The 11,512-nt window shown below is 40.2% G+C and carries 13 protein-coding genes and 1 pseudogene; 9 read left to right on the top strand and 5 right to left on the bottom strand.

Annotated features, from left to right (window positions below; all coding sequences use genetic code 11):
- Positions 1-33: 33 nt before the first annotated feature.
- The 4 genes from HMPREF0519_RS07645 to HMPREF0519_RS07635 form a co-directional block, all read right to left on the bottom strand.
- The gene (locus HMPREF0519_RS07645) at positions 34-996 is read right to left on the bottom strand and encodes a helveticin J family class III bacteriocin (protein ID WP_003635232.1); all 963 of its coding nucleotides are present in this window, start codon (positions 994-996) and stop codon (positions 34-36) included.
- Positions 997-1,223: 227 nt separating this feature from the next.
- Positions 1,224-1,691, bottom strand: coding sequence for a S24 family peptidase (locus tag HMPREF0519_RS07640; protein ID WP_003635230.1), 468 nt, complete (start codon positions 1,689-1,691; stop codon positions 1,224-1,226).
- Positions 1,692-1,751: 60 nt separating this feature from the next.
- Complete coding sequence (locus HMPREF0519_RS13070) at positions 1,752-1,922, bottom strand: helix-turn-helix transcriptional regulator (protein ID WP_003635229.1); 171 nt, start codon at positions 1,920-1,922, stop codon at positions 1,752-1,754.
- A 217-nt stretch (positions 1,923-2,139) separates the two neighbouring features.
- Positions 2,140-2,559: a transposase gene (locus tag HMPREF0519_RS07635; RefSeq protein WP_162255378.1), complete on the bottom strand. Its 420-nt coding sequence runs from the start codon at positions 2,557-2,559 to the stop codon at positions 2,140-2,142.
- A gap of 262 nt (positions 2,560-2,821) precedes the next feature.
- Between HMPREF0519_RS07635 and HMPREF0519_RS13875 the strand changes: the two genes are divergently transcribed.
- From HMPREF0519_RS13875 to HMPREF0519_RS07610, 6 genes are all read left to right on the top strand, one after another.
- Entirely contained in the window at positions 2,822-2,959 is a 138-nt protein-coding gene (locus HMPREF0519_RS13875; RefSeq protein ID WP_003558639.1) for a hypothetical protein, read from the top strand.
- Positions 2,960-3,105: 146 nt separating this feature from the next.
- Entirely contained in the window at positions 3,106-3,969 is an 864-nt protein-coding gene (locus tag HMPREF0519_RS07630) for a DegV family protein (RefSeq protein ID WP_003635226.1), read from the top strand.
- A gap of 96 nt (positions 3,970-4,065) precedes the next feature.
- Positions 4,066-5,475: an MFS transporter gene (locus HMPREF0519_RS07625; protein WP_003635224.1), complete on the top strand. Its 1,410-nt coding sequence runs from the start codon at positions 4,066-4,068 to the stop codon at positions 5,473-5,475.
- Positions 5,476-5,659: 184 nt separating this feature from the next.
- Positions 5,660-6,250 carry a TetR/AcrR family transcriptional regulator gene (locus HMPREF0519_RS07620; protein ID WP_324602952.1) on the top strand — a complete coding sequence of 197 codons (591 nt, stop codon included), beginning with the start codon at positions 5,660-5,662 and terminating at the stop codon, positions 6,248-6,250.
- The gene (locus HMPREF0519_RS07615; protein ID WP_190870510.1) at positions 6,250-6,843 is read left to right on the top strand and encodes an NAD(P)H-dependent oxidoreductase; all 594 of its coding nucleotides are present in this window, start codon (positions 6,250-6,252) and stop codon (positions 6,841-6,843) included. The genes HMPREF0519_RS07620 and HMPREF0519_RS07615 overlap by 1 nt, the downstream gene beginning before the upstream one ends.
- A 77-nt stretch (positions 6,844-6,920) precedes the next feature.
- Entirely contained in the window at positions 6,921-7,355 is a 435-nt protein-coding gene (locus tag HMPREF0519_RS07610; RefSeq protein WP_003558629.1) for a hypothetical protein, read from the top strand.
- A 52-nt stretch (positions 7,356-7,407) separates the two neighbouring features.
- Here the strand turns inward: HMPREF0519_RS07610 and HMPREF0519_RS07605 are convergent, their stop codons facing one another.
- Positions 7,408-9,222 carry an N-acetylmuramoyl-L-alanine amidase gene (locus HMPREF0519_RS07605; protein WP_003635218.1) on the bottom strand — a complete coding sequence of 605 codons (1,815 nt, stop codon included), beginning with the start codon at positions 9,220-9,222 and terminating at the stop codon, positions 7,408-7,410.
- Between the two features lie 355 nt (positions 9,223-9,577).
- Between HMPREF0519_RS07605 and HMPREF0519_RS07600 the strand changes: the two genes are divergently transcribed.
- The 3 genes and pseudogenes from HMPREF0519_RS07600 to HMPREF0519_RS07590 all read left to right on the top strand — a co-directional run.
- Entirely contained in the window at positions 9,578-10,312 is a 735-nt protein-coding gene (locus HMPREF0519_RS07600; protein WP_003635216.1) for a hypothetical protein, read from the top strand.
- 563 nt (positions 10,313-10,875) lie between these two features.
- Positions 10,876-11,094, top strand: coding sequence for a hypothetical protein (locus HMPREF0519_RS07595; RefSeq protein ID WP_225429031.1), 219 nt, complete (start codon positions 10,876-10,878; stop codon positions 11,092-11,094).
- A 216-nt stretch (positions 11,095-11,310) separates the two neighbouring features.
- A pseudogene (locus HMPREF0519_RS07590) lies at positions 11,311-11,512 on the top strand (D-alanyl-D-alanine carboxypeptidase); the annotation flags it as partial.

The raw sequence follows: 11,512 nt of genomic DNA, 5'->3' as shown, positions 1-11,512 counted from the left end.
TACCCCTTCCTTACTCGGGAAGGGCTTTTTTATCTAAAAAATAGATTTTTTAACGCTGTAAATATAATGGGTTTTATGACCGGATGGGCCTTGCTCAATCCCAAACAGAATATCGTTACCAGTCAATTGTGGTGCCTCGATTTCTACCGCCCCAGATAGATCCGTAAAGGTCATGACACGTTCGACAGGAGTGGCACTAAAAACATTCCAGGATGCGCGAATAATCATTGGTTTTGAACCTGTGACTGCTTGTCCACTAGTGAAATACAACCAATTGTAACCGCCATTTTCTGGTGATCGTTTATCAGATAGTTCCATTCCCTGCCAAGATTTTTGCGGATAAACATATTTTGTAATGTTCCGACTAGAGACGTAAAAGCTACCGCCCTTAACCATTCTTGGGTCTGTCTTAGCATTAACATTGCCTGACTGCAATGCCTCAAACAGCGGCTGAGCATTCAAATCCGTAATTTGTTTGTTTGTAGTTTGTGTGTCACCAGCGGCTTGCGTCCAGATCGCTAAGCGGGGTTTGTCACTGGACAAAGCTGCATCAACTCTATGCATACTCATATTTTTGGTTTTCCCAGTACCCAAATAGTTTAAATACGTAATTGCTGGCACATCACTGGCATTCTTAGCTTGACCATCAAGCTTAATAACACCAATCCGACTTGCCCAGGAAGCACCCAAGTTGTCTTTTTCGGTTGAGCTAGCATAAGTTGCCACCCAAGCCCACTTATTACCAGCTGAATCAGTGAATGGCTCAAAGGTTTGACCATGACCAAAATTGATTAAAAGCATTTGTTTAAAACTAGAATCTGTAAAGTCAATCTTTGTTTGGTTAGGGTCAATAGTTCCGTAACATAACATCATATCCTTTCCGCTGTTCCCGTACATTTGTAAAGCGTATGCCGTGTTGTCAGAATCTAAATAAAATTTTTGCACCACTTGGCTACCCGGCATTTTTAATTCAAATCTTTTTGTGGCTGTTGCCATAATAATTACCTCTTTCTAAATTTAATGTTTTTTTGATTTAAATCTTCTAATTCCGGAATTAAAAGATTTTCTGTATCAAATCGATTTGACGCTTATAGCATATCGTCATTTCAGCCAAATAGTGCGTCATCCTTACGACCACTTAACGCCAGGGTACCGCCAATTTGGATAAACAAAAGCCCCCACATCAAGAATTTCCTGATGTGAGGGCTTTTAAATAACCCTGTCTAATTACTAAGGGTGCCGATTACAATGCCTTTAATTTGAAAACTGGGATTATCTTGAACTTCAATGGGGGCATACTTTCGATTTAAGCTAACTAGTCGACAGGTTTGTTCCGTCTGTTCAAATTGTTTAATGTAACTGCGACCGTCGACATAAGCAATCACAATTTGGCCATTTTCAGCTTCAAAGGCTTTCTTAACCAGGGCGACTTGTTGATCATGAAATCGTGGTTCCATGGAATCACCATTAATTTTAATGGCAAAGTCAAATTTGGGTAATTCGCCGCGATAATTAATCTGATCGCGTTCGTCAACTAATTCTTCACCGGTACCAGCAGAAGCGACCCCTGCTATGTTTAATATTTCTAGCGGTAATTCAACTACCTTGGCAGCGTCTCGTTGATGTTGCAATTCTTGAGCAATCACTTCATAGACATGCTGCTGCCGCTCAGGAACCAGTTGCGTATACATAGGTAAAATATCGCGGCTTTTATTTAAACGACTTAAATCATACTGTAATAAATCATTGGCTTAAACCTTAAATAAAGCTGCGATCTTTTCCAAAATTGGTAATTTAGGGGTATATTTACCAGCTTCCCATTCACTAACTGAAGCGACACTTTTCCGGCCCAAATAGTGAGCAAGTTCGGTTTGATTCATATGATTCTTTTTTCGTAAATAACGTAAGTTTTGGGCGAACATCAAAGATTAACCTCCTTTTTAGCTTTTCTACCTTTTGTCAAGGCAAACGTTGATATATAGGTATTTCATTCAATAGCTAATCTACGATTAGGGATCATTTTAATTGATCATTGGTTATCTTGACATCTTTCAGTCAATTTTAGAGACACTCAAATAAACCTTGAGTATTTCAAAAAAATTCAAGGCTGGTAAACTATGACTATAATCAAACACTTAGCTATTTCTGCTTAGCAATTTGATAGTTATAAGTTTGGTTATAAATGACAAGATGGTAAATCGTTCTGAGAAGACGATGGATCGCTGCAATAGCAATTTTCTTAGTCCCAGGCTGAGGAGATTGCTTTTCTTTACAGCGTTGGTAGAAATCATTGGTATGACAAGGGTGATAATGAGCAGCTGCAGCAATATTGGCAATTGTCCTAAATAAAATCTTGCGGGCCAAAGTACTACCGCGTTTACTAATATGTTTAGAAGCGACAAATTCTCCCAACTGATATTGCCGCAGATCAATACCCACGTAAGCATTTAGACAATTACTATTGCGGAAGCGACGAATATCCCCCAACTCTCCAATTAAAAGAACGGCTGTCGTCTGGCCAATTCCAGGAATACTCATTAAATTCTTTAATTCTGGCAACTGTTTAGCTTGCGCGGCCATTGATTGAATAATTTGGGCCTTTCGATGAGTTAACCGTCTAATTTCATTCGCTTCATACCGTACTTGATTGACATTGACGGATTGACTGGTGACTGCTGGAAAAGATCGCAGCTTTATTTTCCTTCAAGCCAAAATTCTTGTAACATAGAATTGATCATGTCAAAAAGCTGTCGACTACTACTTTTTGCCTTATGTCTCAAAAACACTAGTCCACTTTATAATCATCAAAGGAGGTCATGACATGAGTAAAGGCACATTTTATCAGGGTGACACTTTATTTGTTATTCTAACTTTCATAATCGATATCGCAATTATTGCTGCTGTTATCTACTTTGGAATCAAACTTTTCCGTGCAATTATGAATCGTAACAAAAAATAGTCACCAACACCTTTTTCAGCAATAATCAGCCATTGAAATCTTTCGGCTTATAACCTTATTAAACCTGTGACATCCCCTTTGATTCGGGTTAAACTTAATGAGGTACCAGAAACTACTTAAGAGAACCGTTATGGGGGAAACAATTCATGAAAACTGCAGTCATTACAGACAGTGCCAGCTATTTGGATAAAAAACTTGCTGCTCAATACAACATTAAAGTACTGCCAATCACGGTTATTTTTGGAACGGAGCAGTATCAAGACGGTGTTAATATCACGTCTCATGAGTTTCTCAAGAAATTAGCTAGTGCGGATAAACTGCCAACGACTGCTCAGGTCACCATGCAACAGATGCAGGATGCGTTCGATGAATTAAGCGCCGCCGGCTATGATGAGGTCATTTGTGTCAACCTCTCATCCGGAATTACCAGTTTCTACGAAAACCTGGTTGCGTATAGCAAAACCGTCAAAAATATTCGCGTTTATCCGTTCGACTCCAAGATTGCCAGTGCCGGAGAAGCTGATTTGGCACTTTTAGCAGGAACAATGGCTCAAAATGGTGAAAATGCGAAAACGATTTTGCCGCGGCTGATCGACCTGCGGGATTCAATTCACGTGTCATTGGTCGTCGACAGTTTGGATCACCTAATGCGAACCGGCCGAATCTCCAGCACTTCCGCCTTCGTTGGCAACCTACTGAGAATAAAACCAATGTTAACGTTTGACGATAATGGCAAGATCGTTCCGCTTGGAAAAGCGCGCACAATGAAGCAGGCGTTGGCTAAAATCCTCGATGAAATTGAAAATTCGCTTTCAGATATCGACGGTCAACTCAGAATTTCAGTGGCTGACGCCGATAATCCCAAATTAAGCAAACAGTGGGTGACCGAAATCAAAGAAAGGTTCCCCAATGCCGCTATCAGTACCTATCAAATCAGTCCGGCAATTACTGTTCATACCGGTGAAAAAGCAATGGGTGTCGTGTGGGATTGCGATTGGGAAGCAATGTAATTTAGTCACTTTCTTGTTTAGAATAACTAACCGGGCCGAGGCAAAAGCTAAAATTTGCTTCCGGCCCTTTATTATAATTTTCAAAATTTAATTTGTTTGGAGTGGAGATTTTTGGAAGAAAAAATTAGTCGGCAGACGTTACTTGCACTGCTAGCGGCTGCCTTATTATCATTTACGGGTATTTTAACGGAAACATCAATGAACGTCACATTTCCGGAACTTTCACGTCTTTTTAATATAACGCTTGATACCATTCAGTGGCTGACAACCGGTTATCTGTTGATGGTCACAATTGTCATGGCAACGACTGCCTACCTGCTTAAAAAATTTCAAGCAAAAAGTATCTACGTATTTGCCGCATCCGCCTTCATCGTTGGGGATCTTCTATGTGCGGTTGCACCAAGCTTTTCGATTCTACTGGTTGGTCGGATTATTCAGGCAATTGCGACTGGGCTTTCTACCCCACTCATGTTTCATATTATTTTCACTCAGATCCCCAAGGGTAGAATTGGCTCCATGACCGGTCTTGCTGGAATGGTCATTTCTCTGGCACCGGCACTTGGCCCTACCTATGGCGGTGTAATCTCCTCAATCACAACTTGGCGCCTAATCTTTTGGTTGATCTTACCGATTGTCCTCATTGGGTTATTTCTAGGTATTCGATATATCAATATTGCCCCGTTCGGTACGGACAACTCATTTGACGTTTTGAGCCTACTATTTCTAGCTGGGACACTAACCGCTTTTGTTTATGCTGTTAGTAAAGCCGCTTCGTTTAAATTAACCAACCTATCAGTGGTACTCCCGATTATAGTTGGTCTCATCTGCTTGGTCTTATTTATCATGGCAAACAGTCACGGTGCAAGTGGACTGATGGATCTCAGCATCCTCAAGCATGCAACTACTTCCCTTTCCGCATTTACTTATTTTAGTCTGCAATTTATCAACATCGGCATTTCATTCGTTATCCCGGTATATTGCCAATATGTTCTTCATACATCTGCGATGGTGGCAGGTTTAACACTATTGCCAGGTTCAATCATCGGCGCACTCACGTCTCCTTTTGCCGGCAATATTGCTGATTCCCACGGATATGCACTGCCAATCACAATCGGCCTAAGCTGTCTAACACTTGGGAGCTTGGTCTTTTTGGTTGCACAGCAGTGGTTGACCGCATTGTTGGTTGTCTTCGCGTTTTGTATACTAAGATTCGGCTTTAACATGGGCTTTTCAAATTCGATCTCAAATGCTTCCATTAATGTTCCAAAGGAAAATACCGCCGATATCAACTCGTTTTTTAACATGCTTCAACAGTTTGCAGGGTCAATCGGGGTCGGTATTATGGCCGCTATCATGGCTTCAAGCCAAAACAGCGGCCATGGCTCCTTTGTTCAACGGTCATACATTGGTGGTCACTATGATTATTTGTTTGTGACCATTTTAAGTATCTGCGCATTAATTGCCGCAGTCATTAATTTTCAACTTCAAAAACGGGCTCAAGTTTAAATCAAGCCCGTCTTCTGACACATCTGTCGACTGAACAATCATTTTGATAACAAAATAAGCAGCGCTGTGAAAACAACCTTATTTTTTGCTTTCACAGCGCTGTTTAACGATATTGCCTACCCTCCTATAAAATAACCACAACTTATTTTAATGATTTACAGCCATAGGATAACAGTGTTACCTTATAAACATTAAGGAGGGGATCATTATAGTAGGAAAAACCAACAACACCAAAAACGATATTGTTACCTTAACCATTCGCAAAATCAAAGAAACCGGTTATCAGGGAATTTCGTTACGAAAGTTATTAGCAGAATTACACTTGACAACCGGTTCATTTTATAAACATTTTGATAGTAAGGATGATCTCTTCCGGACAGTGACCGCCACGCTTTCCGAACGACTCAGCCAGCAAGCACGGCAGACGGCTACGAAAGAAAAAGACCCACTCGTCCAGCTCATTGATCTCGGTGAGTTTATCATCATCCAATTCAAGAAGCAGCCCAACCTGATGGGTTTCCTATTTTTCAACAATAGCATTCTCGATCTCTACCAACATAATGGTACCAGTCATTTCCCTTTGCTGGACGATACCCATCAACTAATCAAAAAAATCATGGCGGTTTATCCGACTCATGATTCCGAAAAAACATTATTTGTCAAAGTCTGGGCCTTTATTCAAGGGTACGCCATGTTGATTCAAAATAACGCGGCTGACTATGATCGGGTCTTGTTAACTAACACTGCTAAAGAAATGATTGGAGTGAAATCATGATGAAAAAAATCGTTGTCGTCTATTGTCATCCCTATAATCAAAGTTTCAATCACGCCGTTTTGGAACAGGTATTAACCAACTTGCATCACCAGAATATGACCCCGGAATTAATTGATCTATATGCGGAACAATTTACTCCCGTTTATGATGCCGAGGAACTTCGATTATTTCATCAGGGAAAAACGCATGATCCATTGGTTACCAAGTACTTGGACATGCTGAGAAACGCTGATGGGATTATCTTTATCACACCGGTATGGTGGAATGATCTTCCGGGGATGCTTAAGGGATTTATTGATAAAGTCATGAAAGAGGGTGAAGGCTTGTCTCACACCGTCACTAAAACCGGTGTTCATGGTGAATTAACGAATCTCAAGCACGCCTATGTTTTCACAACTTCAACTTCGCCAACCTTTTACCTTCGGATGTGGTGTGGGAATGCAATTAGGAAGATTTTTATTAAAGTAACGCTGAAACAGTTAGGCATTAAATCTGGAACGTGGCTTAATTTTGGCAGTATTTCGACTTCTAAACCAGAAAAGAGACAGACCTACCTGAAAAAATGTGGGGAAATGACACTTGATTTCAGTTAAAAGTCAATCGTCATATTTAGTGAATTTATTCACTAATAAAGTTATAATAAATCCAAACAGTTTGTTTGGAGGCGATCATGATGCAAAAAACAAAAGGACTATTATTCCCAGTCGTCTTTTTGGCACTTGTACTAAGCGGTTGCAGCTCTTCCAGCCAGCAGAAAGATAATAAACCCGCCCATCAAAAGACGGGAGATTGGGCAGTTGTTTACAATGCATCGAACAAAAAAGTGACAACTTTACGCAGTAAAAGTGCAATTGATTATATTTCCGATAAAACCGGTGACGATGGCGGCAATCATCCAAACGGTATCAATAAAGACGTCCCTGCCGGTTCCAAACTGCGTTATCGGTATGACTTGTATCAGCGTAAGCCGCGGGTAAAGATTTCATTATATGTTTATTCGAATAAATATGCCAAGTTAACCAATCTTCCGGTTATTTCCAAGATTTCTTGGAAGATGAGCAATCAGGAATTTCAAAAATTCAATCATCCAAAAGAAATCGAATAACCAATTAAAAAAGCAATTCAAAGTCGAATTGCTTTTTTGCTGGAAAGAATTTCTATTGATCACTGACAGTAACATCCGCTGCCTTTACAAATCCGATTCGATGATTGAATTGGATTTGGACGTATTGATCAGTTCCTTTAATGACATTTTTACCACTGTTCGAGTTGAAATGGGAATTAAAGTAATCTGATGTCATCTCGCCGCCATAAACATACTTTTGCCCCGGTGCAATAGTATATATTGGCGATGGTTTGGTTCCCGTTACCTTGTTTTTCTTCAAAATCGAGCTGGTTGGATAGGCACTCCCATAAACCGGAATGGTACTGGATCCCTTCGGTGTGACCAGCTTTCCAGTCGCATTCGTGGTATTGGCATCGTTAGGGTTATAGAACCAGGCAGGTTGTCCACCATAGTCAATTTCAGTCCAGTCCCCCGATTGACCGACTTTATAAAACTGCTGGCCATCAACAGCTTTATCTGTCCAGTCATCTTTTTCGGTTGTACCAACAGAACTGGTTGAAAAGTCCTTATCTGAAATAAGACTGCTATCGAAACCCGGCTGTTGATACAGATAAACAAAGTTTGAGCCCTTCAATGGCAGATCAACGCCATCATCCGTTACCTTCTGGCCTGAATCAGCTGTTAAGTTATGATCTGGGTCAGGCGTGATCGTCACGATACTGCCGGTTCCCTGACTATCCTTAAAATTAACACCCAACAAATCAAAGTAATGCTGCCAGTTCCAATAAGTCCCAGGGTCCCAATGCATTGTCTTCTGAGCTGCAGGGGTTAGCCCCGGCACGTTGTCATGGCCGATAATGTGCTGGCGGTCTAATGGAATATTATATTTAGCGGCCAAGTATTTGACCAGCGCTGCTGATGATTGATACATCGCTTCAGTATACCAATAGCCACCAACGGCCGCGTATCCTTCATGTTCAATTCCGATTGAATGTGAATTAATGTACCAATTGCCGGCATGCCAAGCAACATTTTGCGGACGAACCATCTCAGCTACCGTCCCCTGTTCCGAACTAATCACGTAATTAGCAGAGGTGTAACTAGGAGTCGAAGCAAATAAATTGGTTGCCTCATCAAACGTTGTCTCTGTGTTATGAATGACAATATAATTAATCTTCAGCCCGTCACTTGGTCGATTGGCTAAATCATAGTTACCGTAGTCACCCTTATTATCAAATTCCTTATAAAGAGCCGGCACCCATTCAACCGGCAGTCCGTCCGGCCCATCAGTCGTACTGGGAACGGAGGCCAAATCAAGTTTCTCCGATTGGTCCTTCAACGGCTTCACCTTCTGTGCAGTCAGTATAACGCCGGATTTTGTGACACCCTTTTTGATTGTTTTGTAAACATTATCCGCAAAAAATGCCGCTGCCTGTTTAGTTGTGTCCTGACTGTATTTTTCAACTGCACCATACCAAGAATTAGCATGACTAGTCAACGAATGGCCAAGCTTCTTTTGATAATATGCTAGAAGTGCTGCACCACCGTTAATATTGGTTCGTGTATCTTCCTTAAGCCTTTTAGTTGAATAGCCTGTCAACCCAGCGGCTTTATTTAGCGTGTGAAGTGCTGCCGAATCAGGCAATACCTTCGATGTATTGTCGGTACCCGTTATCGTTGAACCACTCACATCTGTTAGGTGCATGACACCATAACCCCCAGCCACACTGGGTTTGCCATTATGTGCATCAAACCGGGTCTCGTTGTACGAAACCGCCTCTAAAACCTTAACCGGCACACGATATTTTTTAGCAGCCTGCTGAAAATCAACTTGAAGTGTCTCCTTAGCTTTCGCATTAACGCCGGTTGCCATACATATCGAAAACAAGCCAACTGCTGCACCCATTAATAACCAACGCCCAATTTTATATACCCTGTATTGTTTCAAAGTTTCGCCCCTCTTTCTGCATAGATATCCGTTAACCGATTATAAATCGTTTAAAACTAGAATACACCGAATGCATTTAAAAAGATATTATAAATGATAATTATTTTAATTTTTAAAAGTTGTCTTTAATAACCATCTGACACATCGGCGTCACAAATAGATGATTACAAACTTCCATCCAATTAAATTTTATTTTCCATTCCCAGTAATGTTATCATCGTTTTCTAATTTTTATGTTTGACTTTAGCGGTCATTAAGGTAAAATCAATGTATACTTTCGGTATAATTATAATTCAATGTGGAGGGGATTCTTTTGACCTTATATTTAAAGCACAAATTGTCGTTACTGCTCATGGCAATTGTCTCTGTTACCTTTATCAATTTAGCAATCAACGTACGCGCAAGTACAACCGATGCCCCAACAGTGACATTAAATGAGCCTCTGCAAACCGATCCCAATACTCGAAATTATCTGCCGACAGGCACAGAGGCGCTTTATACCAAGATCCCCAACCAGAAAGATGCAAAAATCAGCGTTAAGGCAACTGATTTAAAGTCCGTCGCAACAACGGCCGACCAAGGACAAACCTATTTCCGGGGTTATCGGGTCGCTCAAACCAGTGACGGTAAGTTTTATTTAAAGGTTGTGTCGTTTAATAAAGCCTATAGGGGTTGGATTTATGTCGGTAGCAATAATCCAAGCAGTGACACCACTTCCGTCACGAATGGCCTAGCATCGGTTCAAACGTTCAAAGAAGAAACCCCATCCGACACGGTTGCCAAGACAACTTTCTATTTTACGACACCCAAAGCGTCAACACTTACTTACACCGCCCCGGATTGGACACAATATAAGGTCGGTCGAAATCTTAACGCCACAACCGCATATGTAAACGATGCCCTTAAAGTTACTCAAATCGGCACTAAGCAAAATAATCGGGACAATAACGCTACTTACTATTACGTTGAAGACAGTGCCAATCCACAAGTAAACGGCTGGATCAAATCATCTGAAGTTTCCGCAGTGAAGCAAACTTTTAATTATTAAACATAACTAAAAAGTCAATACCGTTTTGGATACGCAAAATTGTATTGGCTTTTTAGTTTGCTCATGACGATTGTTACCACTCTGTTATTCTCAATAGTAATGAGCCACTTATCAACGCCGACCTTTTGAGATCATGTGATCCTCATCGAGCTGCTGACCAGTCATCTATATAACACCATAAAGAAACTCAACAGACCGAGTTATACTTATACTGTAGTTATCTTTATTGTTTGGAAGGACGTAATCAAATGGATAACAAGAAGTTGACTAAGCGAATAAGTAACTTTTCTTAGTCAGCTATCATCTTAATTATGATATTTGTTTAGTTTGTTGTTGGAAAAGCCAAATTCTATATTGGAGAATAATGACAGTTAGTTTATTTATTCCAATTTTCTTTTCGCCAGGATACTCTCTAAACAAGCTCATAACAAATGATATAAAACATCGAAAACAGAATTAACTTGATTTTAAGTTCCGAGCATAAAGATACAATGACAGCTATTCCGCACTGAAATCAACCAATATAATACTGTATGCGTTATTACTTAAAGGGGGAAATTGGATTGAACATCAAGATAACTGAAACCGGAATTAGTGATTTTGTAAGATTCCTGGGGATTGTATGTATGGCATCTATTCTATGGATTACTAAACAAATGGGTATAGCCTTTTGGGGTTCAGGCGTTATTGTCGGCATTGTTTCCATATTCTTTTCTCCGGGATACTTTTTAAATAAAATCGTTTTTAATTATTTCAAAAGGTTGCAAAAGAAGGAGAAATAGATTTTCTTACTGTATCTTGAAATATTTATTGCCGTAGCCTTCCCTGATTATAAACCACATGAGTAGGGATCCTGGAAGTTTTTAAATAACGGCTTAACTACTGAGATGTCATTGAGTTAAGTTGTCAGCTTAATCCATAATTATCTTTTCATCTCATCCTACCTTCTAATTGTATAACCAGTTTTTGTTATAATGCATGTAGTGGAGGTATTTAATATGCTAAAAAAGAGCTTGTCATTTCTATTACTGTTAGGGGCTGTTTTCCTTGGTCTATTAAGTGCTGACTCAGTATCTGCCAACACCATTCCAAGCAACTATTCTTTCGATGGCTCCAAATTTACGGGACCAATTCCGTATTATTCAAGTACTAAAAGCCAAAAAGCTTATATTTGGAATAATACCCAAACTAAACGGATCC

It is taken from the genome of Lentilactobacillus hilgardii DSM 20176 = ATCC 8290 (genome assembly GCF_000159315.1).
Classification (GTDB): Bacteria; Bacillota; Bacilli; order Lactobacillales; family Lactobacillaceae; genus Lentilactobacillus; species Lentilactobacillus hilgardii.
Note: the sequence above shows the minus strand (reverse complement) of the source record. Positions and strands in the feature narration are given on the sequence as shown.

Excerpts from the sequence above, each read along its gene's own strand:
- HMPREF0519_RS07645 (WP_003635232.1), bottom strand. The coding sequence starts at position 996 with ATGGCAACAGCCACAAAAAGATTTGAATTAAAAATGCCGGGTAGCCAA.
- HMPREF0519_RS07640 (WP_003635230.1), bottom strand. The coding sequence starts at position 1,691 with ATGTATACGCAACTGGTTCCTGAGCGGCAGCAGCATGTCTATGAAGTG.
- HMPREF0519_RS13070 (WP_003635229.1), bottom strand. The coding sequence starts at position 1,922 with ATGTTCGCCCAAAACTTACGTTATTTACGAAAAAAGAATCATATGAAT.
- HMPREF0519_RS13875 (WP_003558639.1), top strand. The coding sequence starts at position 2,822 with ATGAGTAAAGGCACATTTTATCAGGGTGACACTTTATTTGTTATTCTA.
- HMPREF0519_RS07630 (WP_003635226.1), top strand. The coding sequence starts at position 3,106 with ATGAAAACTGCAGTCATTACAGACAGTGCCAGCTATTTGGATAAAAAA.
- HMPREF0519_RS07615 (WP_190870510.1), top strand. The coding sequence starts at position 6,250 with ATGAAAAAAATCGTTGTCGTCTATTGTCATCCCTATAATCAAAGTTTC.
- HMPREF0519_RS07610 (WP_003558629.1), top strand. The coding sequence starts at position 6,921 with ATGATGCAAAAAACAAAAGGACTATTATTCCCAGTCGTCTTTTTGGCA.
- HMPREF0519_RS07605 (WP_003635218.1), bottom strand. The coding sequence starts at position 9,222 with ATGGGTGCAGCAGTTGGCTTGTTTTCGATATGTATGGCAACCGGCGTT.